General features: G+C 65.4%; 13 protein-coding genes and 5 pseudogenes. 12 read left to right on the top strand and 6 right to left on the bottom strand.

Annotated elements, in window-relative coordinates:
* Positions 1-192 precede the first annotated feature (192 nt).
* Positions 193-2,940 (top strand): TonB-dependent receptor plug domain-containing protein, encoded by a 2,748-nt coding sequence (locus KHF85_RS07455; protein WP_284569500.1) that lies wholly within the window; start codon positions 193-195, stop codon positions 2,938-2,940.
* Positions 2,941-3,042: 102 nt separating this feature from the next.
* Here KHF85_RS07455 and KHF85_RS07450 read toward each other — a convergent pair whose 3' ends face one another.
* Positions 3,043-4,632, bottom strand: coding sequence for a tetratricopeptide repeat-containing sulfotransferase family protein (locus KHF85_RS07450; protein WP_284569086.1), 1,590 nt, complete (start codon positions 4,630-4,632; stop codon positions 3,043-3,045).
* A gap of 116 nt (positions 4,633-4,748) precedes the next feature.
* A pseudogene (locus KHF85_RS20605) lies at positions 4,749-4,967 on the bottom strand (hypothetical protein); the annotation flags it as partial.
* Positions 4,968-5,193: 226 nt separating this feature from the next.
* On the opposite strand from KHF85_RS20605, the gene KHF85_RS07445 reads away from it, so the two are divergent.
* Entirely contained in the window at positions 5,194-8,244 is a 3,051-nt protein-coding gene (locus tag KHF85_RS07445) for a TonB-dependent receptor (RefSeq protein ID WP_284569085.1), read from the top strand.
* Between the two features lie 141 nt (positions 8,245-8,385).
* Here the strand turns inward: KHF85_RS07445 and KHF85_RS07440 are convergent, their stop codons facing one another.
* The gene (locus tag KHF85_RS07440) at positions 8,386-9,978 is read right to left on the bottom strand and encodes a phytoene desaturase family protein (RefSeq protein ID WP_284569084.1); all 1,593 of its coding nucleotides are present in this window, start codon (positions 9,976-9,978) and stop codon (positions 8,386-8,388) included.
* Positions 9,979-10,049: 71 nt separating this feature from the next.
* On the opposite strand from KHF85_RS07440, the pseudogene KHF85_RS07435 reads away from it, so the two are divergent.
* From KHF85_RS07435 to KHF85_RS07405, 7 genes and pseudogenes are all read left to right on the top strand, one after another.
* A pseudogene (locus KHF85_RS07435) lies at positions 10,050-11,184 on the top strand (peptidase); the annotation flags it as partial.
* A 67-nt stretch (positions 11,185-11,251) separates the two neighbouring features.
* Positions 11,252-12,396 (top strand): IS3 family transposase gene (locus KHF85_RS07430; RefSeq protein ID WP_284568204.1). Its coding sequence is split into 2 segments (ribosomal slippage): positions 11,252-11,504 and positions 11,504-12,396, totalling 1,146 coding nucleotides; the frame shifts between segments, so codons are not numbered across the junction.
* A 41-nt stretch (positions 12,397-12,437) separates the two neighbouring features.
* Positions 12,438-13,535, top strand: a pseudogene (locus KHF85_RS07425) (M13 family metallopeptidase); the annotation flags it as partial.
* Positions 13,536-13,778: 243 nt separating this feature from the next.
* Positions 13,779-15,788 carry a M13 family metallopeptidase gene (locus tag KHF85_RS07420; RefSeq protein WP_284569083.1) on the top strand — a complete coding sequence of 670 codons (2,010 nt, stop codon included), beginning with the start codon at positions 13,779-13,781 and terminating at the stop codon, positions 15,786-15,788.
* Between the two features lie 326 nt (positions 15,789-16,114).
* On the top strand, positions 16,115-16,693 hold the full coding sequence (locus tag KHF85_RS07415) for a hypothetical protein (RefSeq protein ID WP_284569499.1): 579 nt from the start codon (positions 16,115-16,117) through the stop codon (positions 16,691-16,693).
* Positions 16,690-18,003, top strand: coding sequence for a DUF6792 domain-containing protein (locus tag KHF85_RS07410; protein ID WP_284569082.1), 1,314 nt, complete (start codon positions 16,690-16,692; stop codon positions 18,001-18,003). Before KHF85_RS07415 ends, KHF85_RS07410 begins: the two co-directional genes overlap by 4 nt.
* Positions 18,004-18,032: 29 nt before the next feature.
* A pseudogene (locus KHF85_RS07405) lies at positions 18,033-18,583 on the top strand (relaxation protein).
* Between the two features lie 60 nt (positions 18,584-18,643).
* Here KHF85_RS07405 and KHF85_RS07400 read toward each other — a convergent pair.
* From KHF85_RS07400 to KHF85_RS07390, 3 genes are read right to left on the bottom strand one after another with little or no spacing between them, the layout of a single operon-like run.
* Positions 18,644-19,300 carry a rhomboid family intramembrane serine protease gene (locus KHF85_RS07400; protein ID WP_284569081.1) on the bottom strand — a complete coding sequence of 219 codons (657 nt, stop codon included), beginning with the start codon at positions 19,298-19,300 and terminating at the stop codon, positions 18,644-18,646.
* Positions 19,301-19,340: 40 nt separating this feature from the next.
* A complete protein-coding gene (locus tag KHF85_RS07395; protein ID WP_409976671.1) occupies positions 19,341-19,781 on the bottom strand; it encodes an MGMT family protein in 441 nt (146 codons plus the stop codon).
* Entirely contained in the window at positions 19,703-20,638 is a 936-nt protein-coding gene (locus KHF85_RS07390) for a DMT family transporter (protein ID WP_284569079.1), read from the bottom strand. Before KHF85_RS07390 ends, KHF85_RS07395 begins: the two co-directional genes overlap by 79 nt.
* A gap of 603 nt (positions 20,639-21,241) precedes the next feature.
* Between KHF85_RS07390 and xopX (KHF85_RS07385) the strand changes: the two genes are divergently transcribed.
* From xopX (KHF85_RS07385) to xopX (KHF85_RS07375), 3 genes and pseudogenes are all read left to right on the top strand, one after another.
* The gene (xopX, locus tag KHF85_RS07385; RefSeq protein ID WP_284569078.1) at positions 21,242-23,383 is read left to right on the top strand and encodes a XopX family type III secretion system effector; all 2,142 of its coding nucleotides are present in this window, start codon (positions 21,242-21,244) and stop codon (positions 23,381-23,383) included.
* 140 nt (positions 23,384-23,523) lie between these two features.
* Positions 23,524-23,868, top strand: a pseudogene (locus KHF85_RS07380) (transposase); the annotation flags it as partial.
* Positions 23,869-24,453: 585 nt separating this feature from the next.
* The gene (xopX, locus tag KHF85_RS07375) at positions 24,454-26,568 is read left to right on the top strand and encodes a XopX family type III secretion system effector (RefSeq protein ID WP_284569077.1); all 2,115 of its coding nucleotides are present in this window, start codon (positions 24,454-24,456) and stop codon (positions 26,566-26,568) included.
* Positions 26,569-26,571 lie beyond the last annotated feature (3 nt).

Genomic DNA, 26,571 nt, shown 5'->3' with positions numbered 1-26,571 from the left:
ACCCGGGAGTGAGTTCCTGTATGTTGCGCCGCTTACGGATGCGCCCGCTTAAGGCAGGCATGCGTCGCGGCACCAGATCCATTGGCTCTTCTTCATGATTGTTTTCCCGGGAATTCAAAAAAGATGACGATGACTGCAGGTCAAGCACGTAGTTTCAATCGCAGCCACCTGAGCGCGGCGCTGGTCACCGCCATGGTCGTCCCGGTCGCGTTCAGCGCCTTCGCGCAGGACAGCAGCCAGACCAAGGCGACCGAGCTGGAGAAGGTCACCGTCACCGGCTCGCTGATCCCGCAAAGCGAGATCGAGACCGCCACGCCAGTCACCACCATCACCGCCGAAGACATCAAGGCCCGCGGCTTCAACTCGGTGGCCGACGTGCTGCAGAAGAGTTCGTTCGCGACCGGTGGCGTGCAAGGCGGCCAAAGCTCAGGCACCTTCACCCAGGGCGCGCAGACGGTCAGCCTGTTCGGCCTGCCACCGGGCTACGTGAAATACCTGATCGACGGCCGGCCGATGTCGAACTACCCGGCGCTGTACAACGGCAGCGACACCTTCAACAACATCAGCGGCATTCCGATCGACCTGGTCGACCGCATCGAAATCCTGCCCGGCGGCCAGTCCTCGCTGTACGGTTCGGACGCGATCGCCGGCGTGATCAACGTCATCCTCAAGAAGAAGATGGACGGCGCGGTATTCAGCATCCGCGGCGGCGGCTACTCCGAAGGCGGCGGCAGCAACTTCCGCGCCACCTTCGCCGACGGCTGGACCTCCGCCGATGGCCGCACCAGCGTGATCGGCGGCGTGCAGTACGAAGAGAAGGATCCGATCTGGGGCTACCAGCGCGACCTGACCAGGCAATACAACACGCACGGCTATTCGCCGCAGGAGGCCGGCAGCACGTTCGTGGTGTCCAGCAAGTCCGGCGATTACAGGTTCCTGGATCCGGCCAACTGCGGCAATGTCTCCGGCCTGTTCGGCGGCACCAATGGGCGGCAGCAGCGCAACAGCGCCCCCGACCAGCACTATTGCGGATCGAAATACATGCCTGGCTACCGCACGCTGGATGGAAGCCAGAAGTCGCTGCAGGCCTATGTGCACGGCACCTTCGATGCCAACGACAATGTGCAGTTGTACGGCGATGCGCTGTACAGCCATGACCAAGTCGAATACCACGCCGGCGCTGATTCGATATGGTGGGATACCAACACGGATTTCGGCTATTACTACGATCCGAACCTGAACGAACTGCTCAACCTGTATCGCAACTTTGCGCCGGAGGAAATGGGCATCAACGGCATCAAGGATACGATGAGCCGGAACAAGGGCGACTCGGCGCGCGTCACCTTCGGCGCGCAGGGCGTGCTCGGCCAATCCCACTGGGACTACGATGCCGGCGCCACCTACACCCAGTACAAGCTGCAAGAACGCAACCCTGTCCGTTTCAAGGGCCCGATCGACCAGTTCTTCATCGACAAGGTGCTCGGACCGCAGCGCGGGCTGGATCCGATCGACAACGCCTACCCGGTCTACACCCCCGATTACGCGGCGTTCTATCGGCCGATCTCGCAGCAGGAATTCGCCAGCTTCACCGGCCAGGCCACCAACAAGAGCATGACCTCCGATGGCATGCTGCGTCTGCAGCTGACCAACGCCAAGCTGTTCGGCTTGCCCGGCGGCGATGCCGGACTGGCATTGGTCGGCGAATATGGCAAGCAAAAGTGGGACTACGATCCTGCGCCGGAAATCCTCAACGACGAAGTGTTGGGCTTCACCTCGGTGTCCGGCGGCGGCGAGCGCAACCGCTATGCGCTGACCTCGGAACTGCGCATGCCGGTGTTCGACCCGCTGACCATCACCCTGGCCGGCCGCTACGATGCGTTCAAGGCCAGCGGCCGCACCATCGACAAGCCGACCTACAGCATTGCGCTGGAGTATCGTCCGTTCGAGTCGCTGCTGCTGCGCGGCAAGTACGGCACCGCATTCCGTGCACCGACCCTGTCCGACCAATACCAGGGCATCAGCGGCTTCTACAGCACGGTGACCGACTACTACCAGTGCGCCCAACTCGGCTATCTGCCAGGCAACACCGATAACTGCCCAAGCGCATACTCCAGCCGCGTGTACCGGGGCACCCAGTCCGGCAACCTCGACCTGAAGCCGATCAACGCCGATGTGTGGAGCGCCGGTTTCGTATGGTCGCCGGTAGAGCGCATGGCGCTGACCGTCGATTACTTGAACTGGAATATCGACAACGAAGTCACCGAGCAGAGTGACGATGCACTGAGCCTGCAGGACTACCGCTGCCGCGCCGGCATCGACGACATCAACTCGGGGCTGTGCGTCGCGGCCACAACCCAGGTCACGCGCAATGAAGACGGCCAGATCAGCGGCATTTATACACCGAAGGTCAACATCGCCAACGAAAAGCTGGAAGCGGTGACCGCCTCGTTCCGCTATGGGTACGATCTCGGCCGCTGGGGCGATCTCAGCACACTGGTCAGCTACGCCGAAAATCTGCGGCACAAGTACACGCGCTATGCCGGGGATGCGCCGGAGGACCTGCTCAACGATCCCTATTGGAGCACGGATCCCAAGCGCAAGGCCGATGCCTCGCTGACCTGGAAGATCGGCGACGTCGCGGCCACCTGGTACGCCAATTGGTTCGACAAGACCCCGAACTACGCAGCCTTTGTCAACGAAGCGCGATATGCCGCGCCGCGCGCGGGCAGGCTGCCGTCGCACATCACCCACAACGCCAGCATCACCTACACCGCGTTCGAGGGCATGGAGCTGTCGCTGATGGTCAACAACGTGTTCAACAAGATGCCGCCAATCGACGCCTCGTACAGCGGCGGAACGAGCTGGGCTTACAACGAGTACAACTTCGACGCGTTCGGCCGCGCGTACTACCTGGAAATGCGCTACAGCTTCGGCAAGTAGCCGGCTTCGCCGGCAAGCCGCGCCAAGGCCGCGCCCGCAATGGCGCGGCCTTGGCGTTTGATCGGTTCGCCGTAGTCGTGCTCGGCGCGGCGACCGCGCCGTTCAGCGGCGGTCGCGCTCGCGCATCGCGGACGAATGCGTCTGCAGCAACCGCTTGAGTTCGGCGAGATCCTCGCCGTAGCGCTGCCAACGCCCCATGTAGGCGCGCGTCATCGAGGTGCGTACCTGCACCACGCTGGCGGTGGCCACCGGCGCCTGATTGTGCTCGAAACGCAGGCAGGCCTCGTCCCACGGCAAGCCGCAGAACTCCAGCAGACGGCGCGTGGTCGGCTCCTGCTCCAGCACCAGGTCTTCGTAGTCGATTTCCAGCAGATGCTGCGGGAACAACCCGCGCCAATGCGCCAGCAAACGCTCGAACATCAGGTAGTAGCGGCCGACGTCCATCAGGTCGAAGGAATAGTCGTAGTATGACGAGGACAGCGCGAACAGCTGGCGGAAGTTGCTCAGGCAGGTGTCCATCGGATCGCGCCGCAGGCACACGATGCGCGCGCTCGGCAACGCGCGCGCGATGTGCCCCACGTACAGGAAGTTGTGCGGCAACTTGTCCACGAAGCGCGGTTTGCTGGCGGTGCCGGGGCGGGTGGATTCGACGTAGGCGCGGCCGAGTTCGCGCCAATCCAGGCCCTGCAGCCGGGTCAGGGTGGCCACGTCCAGGATCGCCGGCGATGGCGTGCGCACCAGGCGCTTGAGCAGCGCCGGGAAATTCTGCAGCTCGCCGGCCGAGTGCACCTGCGGATGGCTGGACAGGATCCGGTCCACCAGGGTGGTGCCGCTGCGCGGCATGCCGATCACGAAGATCGGCTCCTGGCTGTCGAAGCCGGACGTCGGCGCAGCGTCGGCACGGAACGCCTGCTGCAATGCCTCGAACAGCGCCGCATCGCGGTCGGACGTGTAGCCGCGCGCGCGCTTCTGCACCGCCTTGCCCTGCACATAGCCACGGAACGCGGCATGGTAGTTGCCGAGGTCCTCATGCTCCTTGGCCAGTGCCAGGTTGAGATACAGCACCGCTTCCGGCGCGTCGCCGGCCGAAGCCAGCGCCTGCTCCAGCGAGGCCAGGTTGTTCTCCTGCACGCTCCATGTGCGCAGCTGCGACAGCGATAGGTAGACCTTCCAATAGCGCGGCTCCAGGGCCAGGCACGCCCGGTATTCCTGCTCGGCATCCTGCAGGCGTCCGGAGAACAGCAGCGAGGTGCCGAGGTTGTAGCGGAAGCTGGCCTGCTGCGGCGCCAGTTGCACCGCCTGGGTGAACGCGTCCAGCGCGGCGACGTGTTCGTTGACCTGGGTATAGACCACGCCCAGCGTGTCCAGCGTATGCGCATCGCTCGGCCGCAATGCCATCGCCTGGTCGGCGAAGCGATGCGCCTCCTGCATGAACCGCCCCATCGCCAGCACCTTGGCCAGCTGCGTCGCGTAGTCCGCACGTTGCGGATTCAACGTCGTCGCCTGATACAGGTGCGCCGCGGCAGGCTGCATCTGTTTCAGCTCCAACGCTGCCACGCCGGCCACGAAATGCACGCCGGCGTGTTGCGGCAACGACCGCAGCAACTGCTGCGCGAGCCGCTGCGCCTGGCGCCAGTCACGCTGGTTGAGCGCGGCGATGGCCTGGTTGTAGAGCTGAACCTGTTCGGTCATGGAGAGGCCTGATGGCAGAGGAAGCCGCTGCTGGCGCGAGGACGCCACGGTTCGAGCGCGCGGCCAGCCATTATGCCCGGCGATCGGAACGCTGGTCTTGGAATGCAGGCCCTGCACTATGTCGCATCGTGTGCGCACACCGACACAGCGCGACGGCGGGAGCGAAGCCGCCTGACGAGCGCATGCAACGCCACCGCGGACCGGCACACGGCATCGCGCTCAGCGGCGTCCATCGTCCAGCCGCGCCATCGCCGCATGCGCCCGGGCGCGCCGGTCACACTGCCGCCCGGATGGGTGCCGGAGCCGCACAGGTACAGGCCGGGAATCGCGCCGCGGCAGTTTGACCTGGCCTTATCTACGTGGCGACAGGCACTGGCGGTTTGCGCATTTCTGTGAAGCGAAATCAAGTCCAGCTGCCGAATTTGTACAAATTACCGCGCTTTCGATGCGGATGACGGCAGATCTACTCCAACCCTATTGAACCCGCTAGCACACCATTATTACGTTTGGGTTAAGGCCGCTCATGGACGGCCTGCCACCCCACTTCATCGAAGGTACGCAATGAGCAACCGCCCCGATCGAAAGGCATTCAAGCGCACCGCGCTGGCCATGATCCTCACCGCCTCGCTGGCCCAAGGCGCTGTCCACGCGCAAAGCACCACCGGCAGCATCTTCGGCTCCGCGCCGGCGCCCGGCACCAGCATCGTCATTCAAAGCGACACCGGCTTCAGCCGTACCGTGCCGATCGACAGCAACGGTCGCTATACCCTCGGCTCGCTGCCGATCGGCAATTACACCGTGATCCTGCGCCGTGGCGAGGAAACGATCGACACACGCAAGAACATTCAGCTGCACGTCGGCTCCGCCACGGAAGTGTCGTTTGCGACGGCCAACGCCACCACGCTGGAAGCGCTGACCGTCACGGCGGCCAGCGTGCCGAAAATCGATGTCACCGGCACCTCTTCACGCTCGGTCATCACCTCCGAGCAGTTGGACACACTGCCGCTGGGCCGCAGTGCCGAGGCGATCGCACTGCTCGCGCCGGGCACGGTTGCAGGTAGTGGCGCGTTCACCAATGGCTCGCGCTCGGTCGTTTCCTTCGGCGGCTCCGGCGTGACCGAAAACGCCTACTACATCAACGGTTTCAACGTCAGCAATCCGCTCAGCAACCTCGGCGGCGTGAGCCTGCCCTACGGTGCGATCGACCAGCAGGAAACCTACACCGGCGGCTACAGCGCCAAGTACGGGCGCTCCACCGGCGGCGTGATCAATCAGGTCGGCAAGCGCGGCACCAACGAGTGGCACTTCGGCTTCCAGACTACCTGGGCACCGGACTCGCTGGCCAGCTCACCGCGCGACATCTGGTATCCGAGCGCCAGCCTGGGGAAAGACTACAGCTACGAGAATCCCGACCTGGCCGGCACGCTCTACCGCAAGCGCAAGGGCGATACGGAGACCAACACCACCTACAGCGCTTATGCGGGCGGCCCGCTGATCGAGGATAAGCTATTCGTCTTCGTCGCTGGAGAATCCAACAAGACCGATGGGGTCTCGACCAGCGACAGCACCACCAGCTTCAAGAACAGCGACGGCAGCACGACAAGCCTGCGCAACCATTACAACAACAGCGTACCCAATTTCTACGGCAAGATTGACTGGAACATCAACGACAGCAACATCCTGGAATACACCCGCATCCAGAACACCGACCGCCGTGCTGGCTACAACACGTCCTTCGACTACGACACGCTGAGCGGGGGCGGCCGCATCGGCCTGTATCCGGACAGCTACAAGCTCACCGACACCTACGACATCTTCAAGTACACCGGCTACCTGACCGATGGCCTGACCCTGAACGCGACTTGGGCTCGCAGCCGCGAGAGGGACTACCAGATCAACCCGGCGCCCTCGGATCTGCCCTACATCAGCAGTTCCAGCAACCAGGATCCATCGATCACCGGCGATACCCCCATCACCAACAACCAGCCCTCGACCACGGTCAAGAACGCCAATGCGCAGAACAAGACGCGCGGCCTGCGCGCGGAACTGGAGTACCACATCGGCAACCACGACCTGACCGCAGGCGTGGACAACATGTACTTCAACGCCTACAACGAAGGCGTCGATACCAGCGGCCCGGGCTATCTCTGGATCTACAGCAAGGCCTCCAAACCGAACGCGGCCATCGACCCCAACCTCGGGGTCGGCGCGGCAGGCGGCAACGGCTATTACGTGCAGAAGTACATCTTCAACACCGCCACCAGCATGGCAGTGAAGCAGAAGGCCTATTATCTGGAAGACCGCTGGCAGGTGAACGACAAGTGGCTGCTGAGCCTGGGCGTGCGCAACGACAAGTTCACCAACTTCAACAGCAGCCATGTGCCTTACGTGGAAAGCGGCGACCAGTGGGCACCACGCATCGGCGTGAGCTGGGACGTTTTCGGCGATTCCTCGTTCAAGCTATTCGCCAACCTCGGCCGCTACTATCTTGCGCTGCCCAACAGCGTCGCCATCCGAGGCGCCTCGGCCTCGACCTATACCCGCGAGTACTTCACCTACACCGGTATCGATGCGAACGGCGAGCCCACCGGCCTGGCCGCGCTGGGCCCCGGCCCGGTGTCCAGCAATGGCGAATACGGCGAAACGCCGGATCCGAACTCGTTCACGCCCAGCGATCTGAAGTCGCAGTACCAGGACGAGCTGATCATAGGCTTCGAGAAGACCATCGGCGACAAGTGGAACTCGGGCGCAAAGGTCACCTATCGAAAGCTGCAATCGGCGATCGACGATGTCTGCGGCAGCGACGATATGTCGAGCAAGCTCACCTCGCTCGGCATCGATCCGGATTCGGTCACGATTCCAGGCTGCGTGCTGTTCAACCCCGGCGAAACCAACACCTTCAAGCTCGCCAACGTGGACGGCTCCGGCTACACCACGCTGAAGATGTCGCGCTCGGACTGGGGCTTCACCAATTCGGCCAAGCGCAATTACGCCGCCGTCGACCTGTTCCTGGAGCATCCGTTCGATCAGAAGTGGTACGGCCGCGTCGACTACACCTGGTCGCGCAGCTTCGGCAACACCGAAGGCCAGGTGAAGTCGGATATCGGCCAGACCGACGTCTCCAAGACCCAGGATTGGGATGCCGCATCGCTGATGGAATACGCGGGCGGTTATCTGGCAAACGACCGTCGCCATCAACTCAAGGCCTTCGGCGCTTATCAGTTCACGCCGGAGTGGATGCTGTCGGCCACCGTGAAGGTCGCCTCTGGCATGCCGAAGTCCTGCCTAGGCTACTACGGCACCAACGAAGGTAATCCGATCAGCTATGGCTCGGCCTACCACTACTGTGCTGGCAGCCCGTCCAGTCCGGGCCAGGCGGGCCGCCTGCCCTGGACCAAGCTGGTCGACCTGGGCGTGACCTATCGCCCGGCCTTCGCCGACCACAAGCTGGCATTCGGGCTGCAAGCGTTCAACGTCTTCAACGAACGAAAGCCAGTGCAGATCGATGCGACCTACGAAACCGGTCGTTATACCGTATCCAATACCTACGGCATCGGCACCTACTACACCCAGCCGCGCTACGTCCGCCTGTCGGCGTCCTACGACTTCTGACTGTCTGGCGGCGGAACGTCCAGCCAAGACGTTTCGCCACAACGCAATGCTTGTCTCTCTCCTGCCCCGGCTCTGCCGGGGTTTTTTTATAAGCCGCGCCGGCGTGCGACAACTGTAGACGGCCCACAGCCTCGACAAGCCTCAACGCCCCAGCAGCGCCATCGCCGCATTGTGCCTGGGCGCGCCGGTCACGCCGCCGCCAGGGTGGGTGCCGGAGCCGCACAGGGACAGGCCGGGAATCGCACCGCGGTAGTTGGCCTGGCCGAGCATCGGGCGGGCGCTGAACAATTGGTTGAGGCTCAGCGCGCCGTGGAAGATATCGCCGCCGATCAGGCCGAAGGTGCGCTCCAGGTCCAGCGGGGTCAGCGCCTGCCGGCCCAGCACCGAGTCCGCGAAGCCCGGCGCGTAGCGTTCGACGGTGGCGATCATCAGCTCGGAGACTTCGTCGCGGTGCGCGTCCCAGCTGCGCCCGTCCGGCAACTGCGGCGCCACGTGCTGGCAGAACAGGCTGGCCACGTGCTGGCCCGGCGGCGCGAGCGTATCGTCCAGGGTGCTGGGGATCAGCAGTTCGACGATGGGGTCGCGCGACCAGCCGTGCTCGCGCGCATCGCGGTAGGCGCGGTCCATGTAGTCCAGGCTCGGCGCCAGGATGATGCCGGCGGTGAGATGATCGCCCGGCCCCGGCAACGCGCGGAATTGCGGCAGCCGCGACAGCGCCACGTTCATCCGGAACGTGCCCGAGCCGCAGCGCCACTGCGCCATGCGTTCGCGGGTGGCGGCCGGCACGTGCGCCGGGTCGAGCAGGCGCTCGTACAGCAGCTTGGGATTGACGTTGGCGACGACGCGCCGCGCATGCAGGCGCTCGCCGCGTTCGGTAACCACGCCGACCGCGCGACCGTCCTCGACCAGGATCTCGCGCACGCCGGCATCGGTGCGGATCTGCGCGCCGGCGGCGAGCGCGGCCTTGGCCATCGCCTGGGTGATCGCGCCCATGCCGCCAAGCGCATGGCCCCACGCGCCCTTGACCCCGTTGCTCTCGCCGAACACGTGGTGCAGCAGCACGTAGGCAGAGCCGGGCGTGTACGGGCTGGCATAGTTGCCGACGATGCCGTCGAAACCGAACAAGGCCTTGACCGGATCGCTTTCGAACCAACGCTCCAGGTACTCGGCGGCCGAGATGGTGAACAGGTCCAGCAGTTCCTGGCGCAAGCCGGGATCGAGCGCATGCAGGCGGCGGCCCAGGCGGCCGGCGCGCAGCAGTTGCGGCAGCGCCTGCAGCCAGCCGCCATCGGTGACGTTCGGCGGCGGCTGCAGCGCCAGCACGCGCAACACGTCGGCGATGCGCTCCAGCCGCGCCTCGTAGGCCGGCAGGCGTTCGGCATCGCGGGCGGAGAACTTCGCCACCTGCGCCTGAGTGATGCCGGCACCGGCCAACAGGTAGCGGTCGTCGGGCAGCGGCACGAAGTTGTTGCAGCGGCGCGGCACGATGCGCAGGCCGTGCGCGGCCAGGTCCAGATCGGCGATCACCTTCGGCTGCAGCAGCGACACCGTATAGGACGCCACCGAATTGCGGAAGCCAGGGTGGAATTCCTCGGTAACCGCGGCGCCGCCGACCACGCCGCGCCGCTCAAGTACGGTGACCTTCCAGCCGGCGCGCGCCAGGTAGGCGGCGCAGACCAAGCCGTTGTGGCCGGCACCGACGATCAGGGCATCGCAGGACGGTTCGCGCTTCATTCCTGGGATGATACCGGCCCGCCGGCCTCACGCCCGCTGAGCGAGGCCCGCTGAGCGCGAGCACCCGGCCCATGACCTTCGACACCCCTGAAACCCTGGGTAGCGGCGTACAGTCTCGCCACGGCCCCTCGGGCCATTCCGTTATCCACGCTGGCTTGGAGCTTCCTTGTGACCTTTCGCAATCCCCAGATGCTGCTGTTGACCCTGGCCGTGAGCGCCGCCCTCAGCGGCTGCAACAAGCCCGACGCGGCAGCGCCCGCCGCCGACACCGCCAAGACCGAGGCCGCCGCCGCGCCGGCGCCTGCCGCAGCGCCGGCCGAGCTGAAGCTCGACGCCAGCAAACTGCCGCCCTACAGCGCATTCGCCGCCGGCGACCTGGATGCGAGCAAGGACCCCTGCAACGACTTCGCCGGCTACGTCAACGGCAAGTGGCTGGCCGCCAACGAAATCCCCAAGGACCGCAGCAGCTGGGGCGCGTTCTCGATCCTGGACGAGCGCTCGGTCGCCGTGCAGCACCAGCTGGCCGAACAGGCCGCTGCCGCCAATGGGCAGGGCGTGGACAAGATCGTCGGCGATTTCTGGGCCTCGGGCATGGACGAAGCCAAGGTCAACGCGCAGGGCATCGCGCCGTTGAAGGCCGATCTGGCCGCGATCGACGGCCTCAAGGACGGCCCGGCGGTGGCCGAGTACCTGCGCCAGAGCGCGGCCAAGGGCGAGAACGGCCTGTTCGGCTTCGGCGCCGAAGCCGACTTCAAGCATTCCTCGATGAACATGGCCTACGCGATGCAGGGCGGCCTGGGCCTGCCCGACCGCGGCTACTATTTCGACGCCGACAAGAAGGACAAGCTCAACGCCTACCAGGCGCACGTGGCCAAGGTGCTGGAGCTGTCCGGGGTGCCGGCCGCCGATGCGGCCAAGCAGGCCAAGGACGTGGTGGCGCTGGAAACGCGCCTGGCCAAGGTCTCCAAGTCCAGCGAACAGATGTCGCGCGACGCCGAGCTGGCCTACAACCCGATCACCCCCGCCGATGCCGACAAGCTGACCCCGAACTTCCCGTGGACCAAGTTCTTCGAGTCGCAGGGCGTGGCGGTGCCGGAGACGTTCTCGCTGGCGATCCCGGCGTTCCACCAGGAAGTGAGCAAGGCGCTGGGCGACACCGATCCGTCGGTGTGGCGCGCCTACCTGCGCTTCCACAACGTCGATAGTGTCCTGGTCTAATTCTCGTGGACACCTCGATAGGGGATGATCATCCCCAGCGAGGACTTTGAACGACATGACGCCCCGTATCCGTAGAAATTTCGATACCGCCTTCAAGCTGCAGGTGGTGCAAATGATCCGCGACCAAGGCCTGAGCGTGGGTCAGGTGTGCCGCGACCTGGACTTGGTCGATAGCGCCGTGCGTCGCTGGCTGGCCCAATACGAGGCCGAGCATGCCGGCCAGCCTGGGCAAGGTCGGCCCCTGACCCCCGAGCAGCAACGCATCCGTGAGTTGGAACGGGAGAACCAGCGACTGCGTGAGGACAACAGCTTGTTAAAAAAAGCATCGGCCTTCTTCGCCTGGGAACTGAAATGATCCAGCAGATGATCGATCAGTGGCAGGAGAAGGCCGCAACCGCCCGGCTGTGCCAGCTGCTGGGCGTGAGCCGCTCGGGGCTGTATGCGGCCCGTCGGCGGCGCTCAGCACCGAGGGCGTGCACGCTCGCTGCGCCATTGCAGACGGCGTTCCAGGCCAGCGGCGGCAACTATGGCAGCCGCCGGCTGAGCGCGAGCCTGAAGGCCCAGGGTCTGCCCGCCAGTCGCCATCGAGTCCGCCGCCTGATGAAGCAGCAGGGACTGAAGGCGCGCTGGAGGCGCAAGTTCGTCCATACCACCGACAGCCGACACGAGATGCCGGTGGCGGACAACCATCTGGATCGGCGCTTCAACCCGGACGCCCTCGACCAGGCCTGGGTGGCCGATATCACCTACATCCGCACCGAGCGCGGCTGGCTGTACCTGGCCGCGGTGCTGGACCTGTACTCGCGCAAGGTGGTGGGCTGGGCAATGGCACCGACCATGCCGGCCGAGCTGGTCTGTACCGCCTTGCAGATGGCCATTGCCCTGCGCCAGCCCAAGCCGGGGCTGATCGTGCATAGCGACCGCGGCAGCCAGTACGCCAGCCAGGCCCACCGCGACCTGCTGACCAAGCACAAGCTGGTGGCCAGCATGAGCCGCAAGGGCAACTGCTGGGACAACGCGGTAATGGAGCGGTTCTTCCTGAGCCTGAAAATGGAGCGCGTCTGGCAGCGTCGCTACACCAACCCCAACGAGGCCATCGCCGATATCACCCACTACATCGTCGGCTTCTACAACACCCACCGCCTGCACTCCACCCTCGGCTATCGATCTCCAGCCGACTACGAGAAAGCCACTACCTGAAACCCCCTATCCACGTGTCCACCAAAACTTGACCACAACAAAGCGCTTCGCCGTACCTGAGCGATGCGTTCGCGCAGGAGAGCTTCGCGTTCTACGGCAAGGAGCTCAACGGCCAGGCCGAGATGAAGCCGCGCTGGAAGCGCGTGCTCGGCAGCATCGAGGACGGCGCCGGCGAGGCGATGGGCCAGATGTACGTCAAGGTCGCCTTCTCGGCCGACGCCAAGGCCAAGATGCAGCAGCTGGTGGACAACCTGCGCCAGGCGCTGAAGGTGCGCATCGAGCACGTCACCTGGATGAGCCCGGAGACCAAGGCCAAGGCGATCGCCAAGTGGGAGACCTTCACCCCGAAGATCGGCTACCCGGACAAGTGGCGCGACTACAGCGGCCTGAGCACCCAGCGCGACAGCTACCTGGACAACGTGCGCGCCGCCACCGCGTTCAACTACAAGTACAACCTGAGCAAGATCGGCAAGCCGGTGGACAAGACCGAATGGGGCATGACCCCGCAGACGGTCAACGCCTACTACAACCCGCTGCAGAACGAGATCGTGTTCCCGGCCGCGATCCTGCAGCCGCCGTTCTTCGATCCCGCTGCCGACGACGCGTTCAACTACGGCGGCATCGGCGCGGTGATCGGCCATGAGATGACCCACGGCTACGACGACCAGGGCAGCCGTTTCGGACCCGACGGCAACTTCATCAAGGATCCGGGTTGGTGGACGCCGAAGGACCTGGCCGCGTTCAAGCGGCTGACCGGCAAGCTGGTCAAGCAGTTCGACGAGTACAAGGTCGACGGCAAGCCGGTCAACGGCAAGCTGACCCTGGGCGAGAACATCGCCGACCTGGGCGGCCTGTCCACCGCCTACGACGCGCTGCAGAAGGCCACCGCGGGCAAGGACGATCCGAAGGTCGGCGGCATGACCCGCGACCAGAACTTCTTCCTCAACTGGGCCACCGTGTGGCGCACCAAATACACCCCGCAGAACGCGATGGTGCGCCTGGCAACCGATCCGCACGCCCCGGCGCAGTTCCGCGCGATGGGCGCGCCGTCGAACCTGCCGGCCTTCGCCGCCGCGTTCCAGTGCAAGGCGGGTTCGCCGATGGTGCGCGCCGGCGACAGGCAGGTCGTGATCTGGTAAGCGCAGCAGCTGCGCTGCAACGCGAAAAGGCCCGGCATGTCCGGGCCTTTTCTTTGCGCGCTGCGCGCGCCGGTCGCGTGCGTTCGCGCGGGCAGTGCAGCGGCGACATCCCCGCGCCCGCCTGGCACACGCCAGCGCATCCTTCTGAACCGGTTAGGGAAAGCCGCGCCATGCCATGGCCACAGCTGCAGGCCGCAGCTTGTTAAACTCCGCCGACTTTAATCCTGACCGGATTCGCTCCCGATGCTCAATGCCCGTCCGCTTGCCCTCGCTGTCGCCCTCGGCCTGATCGCCCTGGCGTCCACCGCCGATGCCGCGCCCAAGAAGAAGCGCGCCGCCGCCAAGGCGCCCGTCGTCAGCGCCGCCTGCACCGATTTCTACGACGACGCCAATGCCGACTGGCTGAAGAGCAACCCGCTGCCGCAGACCGGCGCGGTCACCGCACTGGGCCAGTTGTCCGCGCGCGCGCAGCAACAGCAGCGCGACCTGCTCGATGCGTCGATGCAGTCGCCGCAGAACGACGTGCAGAAGGCGCTGGGCGATTTCTGGGCCAGCGGCCTGGACGAAGCGGCGGTGGAGAAGGACGGGTCCAACCCGATCGCGCCGCTGCTCAGCCGCATCGACGCGATCAAGAAGGCCAAGGAGGTGCCGGCCTCGATCGCCGCGCTGCACCAGATCGGCATCCCGGTGGCGTTCAACTTCGGCGCCGACGTCGACCTGAAGGCGCTGGACCGCCACATCGGCTACTTCATGCAAGGCGGCATGGGCCTGCCCGACCCGGCTTTCTACACCCGCACCGACGCCGACACCGTCGCGCTGATGGGCCGCTACCGCGCCTACGTCAAGCAGATCCTGACCCTGACCGGCACCCCGGCCGCCAAGCTCGAGGCAGACGCCCAGTCGGTGCTGCAGATCGAGACCGCGCTGGCGCGCAGCGCCAAGTCGCTGGCCGGCATCAACAACCCGTTCAACAACTACGCGCCGATCTCCACCAAGGAGTTGACCAAGCAGTACCGCAACCTGCAGCTGGACGCGTTCCTGAAGGCGCAAGGCGTCAACGACGACCTGGTGTCGATGGCCGATCCGGACATGTTCAAGCAGCTCGACGGCATGATCGTGAGCATCAAGCCCGAGCAATGGAAGGCCTACCTGCGCTGGCGCGTCGGCGACGCGATGGCGCCGTACCTGTCCAAGAGCTTCCGCGACGCCAGCTTCGAATTCCGCGGCCGCGTGCTGGAAGGCCAGACCCTGCCGCCGCAGCGCTGGTCGCAGGTGCTGGACGCGATCAACGTCGCCGCCGGCCCGATGCTGGGCCGCGAGTACGTCGGCCGCTATCTCAACGCCGACACCCGCCGCCAGGCCGAACGCATCGCCGACCAGGTGCGCGACACCGAGATCGCCGCGCTCAAGCGCAACACCTGGCTGAGCGAGTCGGCGCGCGCCGAAGCGCAGGCCAAGCTGGCCGCGCTGAAGATCGAGATCGGCGCGCCGCGCCGCGACCTGGACTACAGCGTGCAGCCGATGGGCCGCGGCAGCTTCGGCGGCAACATGCTGATCGCCTCCACCTGGCGCCACCGCGAGGAAATGAAGCGCATCGGCAAGGGCAACGCCGACCGCCGCTGGGACGTGCTGCCGCAGCAGCCGGCGCTGACCTACGACCTGGCCCAGAACCGCCTGATCGTCACCGCCGCGGTGCTGCAGCCGCCGGTGTTCGTCGCCGGCGGCGATGCCGCCGCGCTGTACGGCGGCTACGGCGCGCTGGTCGCGCACGAACTGATCGGCGCGATCGACAGCAAGGGCAGCCAGGTCGATGCCAAGGGCGAACTGCGCAACTGGTGGACTCCGGAAGACAAGAGCGCGTGGAACGCATTGAGCGCGCGCGCCGCGGCGCAGTACGGCGCCTACGACTTCCCCGGCGTGAAGGGCGCCAAGGTCAACGGCCAGCTGACCCAGGAACAGGACCTGACCGACATCGGCAGCGTCGAGCTGGCCTGGCAGGCCTACGCCGCCGCCCAGCCCGCCGCCGGCGACGCCGGCAAGCAGGCGTTCTACAAGGCCTGGGCCGGCCTGTGGGCGCAGCAGCTGTCGCCGAACGAAGCGGTGCAGCGCGTCACCGCCGACGTGCACGCGCCCGGCCGCTGGCGCGCCAACGGCCCGCTGGCCAACCTGCCCTCCTTCGCCGCCACCTTCACCTGCAAGGCCGGCCAGCCGATGGTGCGCAGCGACGCCGAACAGATCCGCGTCTGGCCGTAACCGCAGTTCGGCAAGCAGTGCAGGCACGACGGCGCGGGCAACCGCGCCGTCGTCGCGTGTGGCGCCCGCGATACCTGGCGCGCGGCATCGGCAGCATCCGAGTGATTGAAGCGCCTTGCGCACCGCCCGGGGCAATCGCCTCACCCGCGGCCGAGCGGCGATCACCCTAGCCAGCATCTGGATTGCGAACCCGCGAAAAACCGACGTAAGATTTCGGCCATAAGGCATCAGGCCGGCCAAGGAGTGCCATGCATCACATTCGCGCCGCCTCGTTTTCGATGTTCTTCGCCATTGCACTGTGCGCCTGCGGCGGCACGGGGAACCACATGCACTCCAAGAATGGCCAGGATGTCGATGCCGACGGCGACCCGATCTATCGAAAGAACCCGCACCCCAGGCAGGCGTACCGGATCACGATGACCATCGAGGATGCGCCGGGGCCGTTTGGACATGTGGATGCAGCGGCGTTCTATCAGATGACCAACCATCAGCAATGCACGCCCGTTGAGCCGATCGCGGGTGTCTGGCCGAAGCAGAAAGAAGATAGTATTCCTGCCGTCTTCCAGAAGATGGATGAGACAACCTATGTCACCACAATCTATGTCGATGGCATGGTCGAGGCTGATTACTATGGCAAGGGCATTTGTCATTGGGAGTTGACGGGAATTGGCGTTTCCTTAAAGTCCACAGGGAAGCATCAGGAGACGAAATTTTCGCCCACTTTGGAAAAAGACTTGGTGTTAAATTCAGAAAAGAAAATCACCTATTTTTGGAAGGGTGGTTATCCCAAGAGTGAAGTGGCGGACTATCCTGATACGGGAGAGAGCAGTGAAGAAAAATACAATGAACCGAATCGCAGCCATTTGTTTCGTATAACGCTCCGAGGGGAGAAGGTGAACCCATGAGCCTGACCGACCAGCAATATGCCGCGCCGACCTATGATGGATATGACAAGCCTGACAAGGTTGGAGCGAAAAGTCCGGTTGTCGATATCGGTGGCATGCCATGCCAGAGGCTTGATTTTGTGGACCGCCCTTCCGGCTACCAAGGCGTCCTCTACCAGCGTGTGGATACCAGAGAATTCATCGTCGTCCACCGCGGCACCGAGTTCGACCGCCAGCCGCTGCGCGATGGCCTGTACGCCGACGGTGGCATGGTCGCGACTCGCCACAACGCACAGGTCGCTGACGCCATTGAGTTCACCCAGCACGCGCTGGAGTACGCAAAGCAGCAGCACATCAAGACCGGCCAGCCCACCCCTCAAGTCACCGTCGCCGGCCACTCCCTCGGCGGCGACCTGGCCCAGGTCACCGCGCACCATTTCGGCCTCAAAGGCGAGACCTTCAATGCCTACGGCGCGGTCAGCCTGGACCGGCGCATCCCCGAAGGCGGCAACGACGTCGTCAACCATGTGATGGCCGGCGATCCGGTCAGCGCCGCCAGCCGGCACTACGGCCAGGTGCGGGTCTATGCGACGCCGCAGGAAATCGCCACGCTGGAGCAGGCCGGGTACGACAATCGCAGTGGCGGACTGGACGCGCGCAACCCGCTGGGCGCCGCCAAAGGCCTGGTGATGGACTCGCACCGGATGCACAACTTCCTTCCCGTGGATGGCAACGGCAAGCCTGACCGCTCGGTCCTGGAAGATCCGGCGGCGCGGCAGCGCGCGCAGCAGTACGCGCCGATGATCGACAAATACCGCCACGACGTGGAGACGATGCGGACCGGGGTAACCATCGGCGCACGCGGTTGGCAGGGCATAGTGGTCGATGGCATCGATGTACTGCGCGGCCCCGCACCGCCTGGGGCAGGCCGCCGCGCGATGGACGCGCCCAGCTGGCCCGAGCAGATGCAGCGCCTGCACGAAAGCCGCGAACGCGGCCATGCGCCGCAAGACTGGCAGGTGCCGTTGCGAGTACCTGGCGACAACGACGCGCAGGCAACCAGGAATTCTGCGCATGCCTCCTTGCGAGACGACCCCGGTGCCTTCCTAGACCGCATGTTGGCCGCCTCGCAGAACGGCGACCGCGACCTGTTCCGGCAGATGACCCAGGAACTGGCCACCGCGGAGCCTGGCCGCACGCTGCGCGGCGCAGCTGTCGAGACGGTGAACCAGCAGGAGCAGCAGGCCGCGCAGCAAGCGATGCAGGCGCAACGGCAACAGGCCGAGATGCAGCAGCAGGAACCGATGCGCATTGGCGCGCGCAGTCTCTGATCGTCACCACAGCAGATGCAGGAAGCACGATGAACCAACCCGATCCCGTGGCGCTGGCGAGCAAGGCCGCCGGCGCCGCTGCGCCGAGCTCGAACGGCAGCAAAGGCAAATCACCCAACAACTGGAACACGTCGCGCAATCGTTGCCGGGTGTCGTCGCGCGTTCGGCGCAAGAGACGTTGCAACGCGTTCCGGACACGCTGATCCGCCATGTGCAAACCGGCATCGACCAACCCGTGGCCGGCTTCGAGAAGCGGCTGCAGCAGGCCGGCAGCGCGATCGCCGAAGGTGCCCACGCGTTGGCCGCGCAGCTCAATCGCATCGAGCGCGTGCAGCGCAGCCTGTTGTGGAAAAGCGCCGCCGTCACCCTGGGCAGCTTGCTGCTGTTGCTCGCCGGCGGCGGTTGGTTGCTGGTGCAATACCGGCACGACATCCAGGACAACCAGCTGCGTGCGGAATTGCTGCGTGCCTACAACGCGGCTGACGTGACCCTGTGCGCAGGCCGCCTGTGCGCCAACGTCGACCCCAATGGCGCGGCCTACGGCGATCGCCGGCAGTATCGGCTGATCCGCCCGCGCTGACCCCGCGGCTGGCGCGCTGGCGAGGGCGAAGCCGGCGGCGTCAGCCCTCGCCCGCCCCCCTCAGCGCACGATCCGCGGCCGCGGCGGCTTGCGCTTGCCGAACGGCGGCTGGCCGCGCCAGTAGCGGATCAGCAGCCAGCCGAACAGCATGCCGCCCAGGTGCGCGAAGTGCGCCACGCCCGGCTGCCAGCCGGTGAAGCCCATGATCAGCTCCAGCGCGCCGAACACGATCACGAAGGTGCGCGCCTTCATCGGGATCGGCGGGAACAGCAGCATCACCCGCTGGTTCGGGAACAGCATGCCGAACGCCAGCAACAGGCCGAACACGCCGCCGGAGGCGCCCAGGGTCGGATACGGATCGCCGCCGTTGCGCACCGTCCACCAGCCCACCAGCACCTGGCACAGGCCGGCGCCGGCCACACACACCAGGTAGTAGGTCAGGAAGCGCTTGTTGCCCCAGGTCTGCTCCAGCGGCCCGCCGAACATGTACAGCGCCAGCATGTTGAACAACAGATGCGAGAAGCCGCCATGCAGGAAGCCGTAGGTCAGCAGCTGCCAGATCTGGAAGTTTTGCCCCGGCGAAAACGCATCGAAGTTGCTGATCGGCCACAGCATGAAGGGCGCGAAGCTGTCGTCGCCCAGCAATAGCTGCAGCAGGAACACGGCCACATTGCCGATCAGCAGGGCTTGGGTCACAGGCGGAAGTCTGGGGAACATGGTCGTGTCCGTGGCAACTGCCGACCATCATAGCCGCTCGCTATTGCGGCCCCCATAACGCCGCGTCCAGATCGCGCGCCGGCGTTGGGTCGCGCTTCACCCGTCCGCCCTGCACCGCCACGCCTTCGCCGCGCAGCCGCTGGCACTGTTCGCGGAAGCCGCGCGAGCCTTCCGCGAAGGCGATGCGCCCGTCGCTGCGCAGCACCCGGTGCCAGGGCAGCGCCGGATCGGTATTGCCGCCGAGCACGCGCGCGACCAGCCGCGCGCGGCCCGGTAGCCCGGCCAGCATCGCCACCTCGCCGTAGCCGCGTACCTGGCCGGACGGGATCGCACGGATCGTCGCCAGGATGCGGGCCTGGGCCAGCGCCGATGCCGCGGCGTCGGGTGCAGCGCGGCGCCCGCTCATGCCGGCAGCGTCCGCGCCGGCCGCGTTACCAGCAGCACCCCGCCCAGCACCAGCAGCGTGCCGGCGATCTGCCACGGCCCCATCGCCTCGCCCAGCAGCAGCACGCTGAGCACGATGGTCGAGACCGGGCCGAGCATGCCGATCTGTGCGGTCAGGCCCGAGCCGATCCGCCGCACCGCCAGCATCGTCGCCAGCACCGGCAGCGCCGTGCACAGCGTGCCGTTGAGCAGCGACAGCGCATACACCGGCGTCGGCAGCAGCAAGGCCTGCAACGGCCGCAGCAGCAGGAACTGAGCGATGCACAGCACGCAGGCGACCAGGCTGGCGTAGGCGGTCAGCCGCACCGCGCCGATCCGCGCCACCACCTGCCCGCTGCCGACCAGGTACAGCGCATAGGCCATCGCGCTGCCGAACACCAGCAAGCTGCCCCAGGCGGTGCGCGCGCCGCCGACCTGCAGGTCGTGGCCGAAGGCGAGCAGCACGCCGAGATAGCTCAGCGCCAGCGCCCACAGCTGGCGGCGCTGCGGCCGGCGACGGAAGACCAGCACCCCGATCAGCAGCACCAGGGTCGGGGTCAGGTACAGGATCAGCCGCTCCAGCGTGGCGGTGATATAGGCCAGGCCGAGGAAATCCAGGTAGCTGGCCAGGTAATAGCCGAGCACGCCGAGCGCGCAGATGCGCCAGCGGTCGCCGCGCCGCAACGGCGGCGCGTGGCGCGCGGCCCACAACGCCATCGCCACGAAGCACGGCAGTGCCACCAGCATGCGCAGCGCCAGCACGGTCACCGCATCCAGGTCATGGCGATAGCAGAGCTTGACGATGATCGCCTTGCCGGAAAATCCGATCGCGCCGGCGGCGGCGAGCAGCACGCCGCCCAGGTCGGAATGTGCGGTCGCCAACGGGACCGGAGTCGAGCGTTCGGGCGCGCTCATCGCGAACCGGTGTCCAGGAGGAAACGGACATTGTGCATGCCACCATTCTAAGGCCGCAGCGCACTGTCCCGCGCGGCGGCCGCTGAGCGCGGGCCGCGCATCGATGCGGCCGCCGCGCAGCGCGCATGCCGACCAGCACCGGCAACTCGCCATCGCCATCGCCATCGCCATCGCCATCGCCATGGACCGATAGTGGCGCCGCCGCGACGGCAGCACGAGCCAGGGCCGGCCGCTGTCATCGCGCGTACCGATACGCGCACAGAGAACTGCATGCCTGCAAACTTCCTATAACGCGCCATGATTTCGCACCGAAGGGTCTTGACAGCAGGATCGTCCTTAATATCGCTTCAAGGGTGTGTCATTCATGTTGCAACAAGGCTGCACGCCATGGTTGCGCATGCATCGCGCGGACAACGGATCGTAGGACATGGCATTCATGCCTGGCGCTGGCACCGCCAGGAATGCAATGCATGCTTCAAGCGAGCTGAAAAACGCGACGCAGCGCAATCGGCATTGCTGGCACGCCCCCGATCGCCGCACTCGCCTGCGGCGTTTTCACCGCCCTGCCCCTCCCCCAGGTTCAATGCAGAGGATCCTATCCACATGTACACCAAATCCGTTAGCCCATCGACCGGCACCTCGCCACCGGAGATTTCCACCGCAGCAGCGCCCGCAGCGCCCACAGAGCCCGCAGCGCCCAATGTAACGACGGCGCCGCCAGCCGAGGCGCCCATGCCCGGCCTTTTGGCCGAGCGGGCGCCTCGCCGTAGCAGCAGCGATGCCGACAGACCCGCCATCGCTCAGACGACAGCTGATGAGCAAACGGCTGCGCACGCAGACCCTGCAACGCCCCAGGACAGCGGCGATCAAGCGGCGGCTTCGTCCCTGGCGCATGCGCGCACCTTGCTGGCGGCGGGTGCGCAGCGGGTCACCGGCGTCGCGTCGCAGGCGGCCGGACTGGCCACTTCGGCATGGAATAGCAGCGCATCCGGCATTGCATCGGCAGCCAAGCAGGTGTGGACGATGAACGACCTGCGCACCATGCTGCAGGTGCAGGCGAATGACCCGGAATTCCTGAGAATTCTGCGTGGCATCGATCCGGAGCAGCCATCCGCCCACACCCTGGCCTCATGCCGCGAGCAAATGCAGCAATTGAGAACACTGTGCGAAGATGCGTCGCCTGGTATGCCGCCGCATCTGCGCAACGCGATTCTGAGCGATATCCAAGCGGTGGAGAAGGCGCTGGATCCGCTCGAAAATGGCACACCGGCCACGGGCCGGGCACTGAAGGCCTTGGCCAACGTGGTCAATGCCTGGCCGGCGCTGGTACCCAGCCCGCTGCTGGCCAATCAGGCCAAGACGTTCGCCTACACGATCGCTGGCGTCACCAAGGGCGTCCTCGGACTGTCGATGTCGGCATTGCGCTCGACCGCCGATGGCCTGCCTTTTCCGCTGGGGGGCGGCCAATTGGGCCGGGAAGCCAACGAAGTGCATTTCTATGTGGCGCTGCTCAATGGCATCTTTCTTGCCACCGCGCTGCCGAAGAAATTTGGCTCGGAATCGGTGAAGGAGAAGGCCGAAGCGATCGACAACAGCCTCTACTTCCGTTCGGGCGCCGTCGTCGCTGCCGCCGCCGTGCTGTTGACTCCATTCGTATGGAACAACGTCAAACAGATCGCCGGCCGGGCCCGCGATGGTGCCATGCGCATGGCCGCCAATAGTTTGGAATGGGCAGGTCAAAGCAATTGGGCGAAGCCGTTGCACGAACGGCTCGATCCCGTCCAGGTCAGCACAGAACTGCGCAATAGCTTGAACCAGATCTGGGTGCAGCTGGAGAACGGGCGCGCGGCATTCGAGCAAAGCCGCCGCGACTTCACCGAAGACGTCGGGCGCGAACTCACACGCACGCTGAATTCCCAGTGCACCCACTTACTGGAAACCTTGCACAACTGCAGCGAACGCTTCAGTGGCGCGCTGGGACTGGATCGCACGCAGGAGGGCATCGCGCCGCAGGGGACGAGGAACTCCGATTTTGCTTCCAAACTGGCATTGACCATCCTGGCTGCCGGCGTCACCGGATCCACCGCCTTCTTGATCCAGCCCGACAAGATCGGCACCGCGGATGTGGTGGCCGATGCGCTGGTGGTGACAGCGGTCATGGCGCAATCGGCCTGGAACAAGCAGGCCACCCGGCAAGACGCGATGGAACGTTTCAAGACGATGAACGCGGTCAGCATGGTGATGGTTCTCGCGCTGGGTGCGGACAAGTTATCCAAGCTCTTCACGCCCAAGGGCCTGGTCGAGTCGTCCCCGAACTCGCCTTATTACGCAGGACTGGTGATGGCGCTCATGTCGATGACCATGCCCGGCCCGATGGCGCGCGGCGCCGAGTTGGCGATGAACTGGGCCGCTGGCAAGATCCTCGGCCGGTGCACGGACGCGAACGGCACCACGCTGGTCACCCGCGAAGCGCAGACTCTCCAAGAGTTGCAGGAACACATGACCAGCGTGCAGGAGCACGTCGCCAGCCTGAGTCCCGAAGAGCTAGAGCAGTATGAGGAACTGGCAGCCGCCAACGTGCACAATCTCATCGTCAATGCTGGCGCAGCGCAGCAGCCGGCCCGAACGTCCGGCGTGACGATCACCGAAATCGAAGAAGAAACCACGACGCCGTCCGCACACGACACCGGCGTCGAACCAGCGCCCACGCACAGCCCAGCGCATGGCGCATCCCAACCTAGCTGAAGCCGGCGCAATCCCGGCACGCGCCCGCCCGGCCCAGCGCCGGGCGACGCGCAGCGCATCAACACCACCTCCTCGGCCTGAGTCGCCCAGCCGCCTTTCATAGCCATCTTCGAGCCATTGTGGCAATGGAAGAAATGAGCATGAGTGGCAAGCGCTCTACGGATGCGCTCAAGATCGAGGCGATCAAGCAGGTGACCGAGCGTGGATTCACGGTGGGCGAGGCCGCCCAGCGCCTGGGCATCGCCACATACAGCCTGTATGCGTGGAAGGGAAGTTCGCAGGTCCGGATGTCGCGCAGCGGGTCCTGCCAGACCACAACGCGGAGGTTCGTCGGCTGCAAGCCCAGGTCAAGCGCCTGAAGGAGCCGCGCGACATCCTAAAAAAGCCGCGGCGTCCTTCGCAAAGGGGAAAAGGCGAAGGACGGGTTCATGCGTGACCATGCCCGCGAGTTCCGCCTTTGCGCGATGTGCCGCGGGTTGGGGGTGCCTGGCCAGCGGCCAGGGAGACGTGGCGCCTAAAGCGCCGTGTCACGCGCCGCGGACACTGAACGTCGACCACGCGTCGATGCGGCCGCCGCGCAGCGCGCGCGGGCCAGCACCCGGCAACTCGCCACCTCCACCGCGCAATCGTGGCGCCGCCGCAACAACGTCACGAGCCAGGGCCGACCGCTGCAATCGCGCGTACCGATACGCGTACCGATCACTGCATGCCTGCAAACTTCCTATAACGCGCGATGATTTCCCTATAACGCCACATGATTTTGCACCGACGGGTCTTCGCACCAAAATGGTCCTTAAGATCATTTCAAGGGAGTTTCATTCCTATTGCAGCAAGGCTGCACGCCATGGTTGCGCATGCACCGCGCGGACAACGGATCGCCGGACATGGCCTTCATGCCTGGCGCCGGCAGCGCCGGGAATGCAATGCCTGCTTCAAGCGAGCTGAAACGCGATCGGCGTGATAACGCGCCCCCGATCGCCGCACTCGCCTGCGGCGTTTTCACCGTCCTGTGGTTTCACAGCCCTGCCCCTCCCCCCCCCCCCAGGTTCAATGCAGAGGATCCTCTTCACATGCACACCAAAGCAGTTACCGCATCGACCAGCACCACGCCACCCGAGGTTGCCGCCGAAGCAACGCTCACATCGCTCCATGCAACGACGGCGCCGCCAGCCGAGGCGCCCGTGCCTGGCCCTTTGGGAGAACGGGCGCCACGCCGTGGTAGCAACGATGCCGACAGCCCCGCCGCGCCGGCGACTGCTGAGCAAACGGCTGCGCACGCAGAACCCGCAACGCCCCAGGACAGCGGCGATCACGCAACGGCTTCGTCCCTGGCGCCTGCCCGCGCCTTGCTGGCGGCAGGTGCGCAACGGGTCACCAGCGTTGCGTCGCAGGCGACCGAACTGGCCACTTCGGCATTGAATAGCAGCAAATCCGCAATCGCATGGGCAGCAAAGGAAGTGTGGACGATGAGCGACCTGCGCACCATGCTGCAGGTGCAGGCGAATGATCCGGAATTCCTGAGAATTCTGCGTGGCATCGATCCGGAGCAGCCAACCGACCACACCTTGGCCACGTGCCGCGAGCAACTCCAGCAACTGAGCAAACTGTGCAATGAATCGACTGATATGCCGCAGCATTTGCGCAACGCGATTCTGAGCGACATCCGAGCGGTGGAGCAGGCGCTGGATCCGCTCGAAAAGGGCACGCCGGCGACGAGCCGGGCGCTGAAGTCCTTGGTCAACCTGGTCAATGCCTGGCCATTGCTGGTTCCCAGCCCGCTGCTGGCCAATCAGGCCAAGACCTTCGCCTACTCGATCGCTGGCGCCACCAGGGGCGTCCTCGGGCTGTCGATGTCGGCATTGCGCTCGACCGCCGATGGCCTGCCTTTTCCGCTGGGGGGCGGCCAATTGGGCCGGGAAGCCAACGAAATGCATTTCTATGCGGCGCTGCTCAATGGCATCTTCCTTGCCACCGAACTGCCGAAGAAATTTGGCTCGGAATCGGTGAAGCAGAAGGCCGAAGCGATCGACAACAGCCTCTACTTCCGTTCGGGCGCCGCCATCGCTGCCGCCGCCGTGCTGGTGACTCCGTTCGTATGGAACAACGTCAAACAGATCGGCGGCCGGGCGCGCGATGGTGCGATGCGCATGGCCGCCAATAGTTTGGAATGGGCAGGTCGAAGCAATTGGGCGAAGCCCTTGCACGACCGGCTCGACCCCATCCAGGTCAGCACAGAACTGCGCACTCGCTTGATCCAGATCTGGGCACAGCTGGAGAACGGGCGCACGGCATTCGAGCAAAGCCGCCGCAACTTCACCGAAGACGGCGGGCGCGAACTCACCAGCACGCTCAATTCCCAGTGCACCCATTTGCTGGAAACCTTGCACAACTGCACCGAGCGCTTCAGCGGCGCGCTGGGACTGGATCGCACGGAAGCGGGCATCGCCCCGCAGGGGACGAAGAACTCCGATTTCTCTTCCAAACTGGCGTTGACCCTCCTGGGTGCCGGCGTCACCGGATCCACCGTCTTCTTCATCCAGCCCGACGAAATCGGCACCGCGGATCTGATGGCCGATGCGCTGGTGGTGACCGCGGTCATGTCGCAATCGGCCTGGAACAAGCAGGCCACCCGGCAAGACGCGATGGAACGCTTCAAGGCGATGAGCGCGGGCAGCATGGTGATGGCGCTCGCGCTGGGAGCGGACAAGTTCTCCAAGATCTTCACGCCCAACGGCCTGATCGAGTCGTCCCCGAACTCGCCTTATTACGCAGGGTTGGTGATGACGCTCATGTCGATGACCATGCCCGGCCCGATGGCGCGCGGCGCCGAGTTGGCGATGAACTGGGCCGCTGGCAAGATCCTCGGCCGGTGCACGGATGCGAACGGTACTACCCTGGTCACACGCGAAGCGCAGACTCCCCAACAGTTGCAGGAACACGTGGCCAGCGTGCAGGAGCACGTCAGCGGCCTGAGTCCCGAAGAGCTAGAGGCTTACACACAAGTGGTAGCCAACAACATGCAGAATCTCATCGCCAACGCTGGCGCAGCGCGGCAGCCGGCCCGAATGTCCGGCGTGACGATCACCGAAATCGACGAAGAAGACGCGGTGCCGCCCGCACACGGCACCGGCGTCGAACCAGCGGCTAAGCACAGCCTCGCGCCTGGTGCATCCCAACCTAGCTGAAGC

Source organism: Xanthomonas graminis pv. graminis (assembly GCF_030168915.1).
Lineage (GTDB): Bacteria > Pseudomonadota > Gammaproteobacteria > Xanthomonadales > Xanthomonadaceae > Xanthomonas_A > Xanthomonas_A translucens.
This window is presented reverse-complemented; position numbering and strand designations above follow the sequence as displayed.

Coding starts and splice junctions, on each gene's coding strand:
- KHF85_RS07455 (WP_284569500.1), top strand. CDS start 193: ATGGTCGTCCCGGTCGCGTTCAGCGCCTTCGCGCAGGACAGCAGCCAG.
- KHF85_RS07450 (WP_284569086.1), bottom strand. CDS start 4,632: ATGACCGAACAGGTTCAGCTCTACAACCAGGCCATCGCCGCGCTCAAC.
- KHF85_RS07445 (WP_284569085.1), top strand. CDS start 5,194: ATGAGCAACCGCCCCGATCGAAAGGCATTCAAGCGCACCGCGCTGGCC.
- KHF85_RS07440 (WP_284569084.1), bottom strand. CDS start 9,978: ATGAAGCGCGAACCGTCCTGCGATGCCCTGATCGTCGGTGCCGGCCAC.
- KHF85_RS07420 (WP_284569083.1), top strand. CDS start 13,779: ATGCTCAATGCCCGTCCGCTTGCCCTCGCTGTCGCCCTCGGCCTGATC.
- KHF85_RS07415 (WP_284569499.1), top strand. CDS start 16,115: ATGCACTCCAAGAATGGCCAGGATGTCGATGCCGACGGCGACCCGATC.
- KHF85_RS07410 (WP_284569082.1), top strand. CDS start 16,690: ATGAGCCTGACCGACCAGCAATATGCCGCGCCGACCTATGATGGATAT.
- KHF85_RS07400 (WP_284569081.1), bottom strand. CDS start 19,300: ATGTTCCCCAGACTTCCGCCTGTGACCCAAGCCCTGCTGATCGGCAAT.
- KHF85_RS07390 (WP_284569079.1), bottom strand. CDS start 20,638: ATGAGCGCGCCCGAACGCTCGACTCCGGTCCCGTTGGCGACCGCACAT.
- xopX (WP_284569078.1), top strand. CDS start 21,242: ATGTACACCAAATCCGTTAGCCCATCGACCGGCACCTCGCCACCGGAG.
- xopX (WP_284569077.1), top strand. CDS start 24,454: ATGCACACCAAAGCAGTTACCGCATCGACCAGCACCACGCCACCCGAG.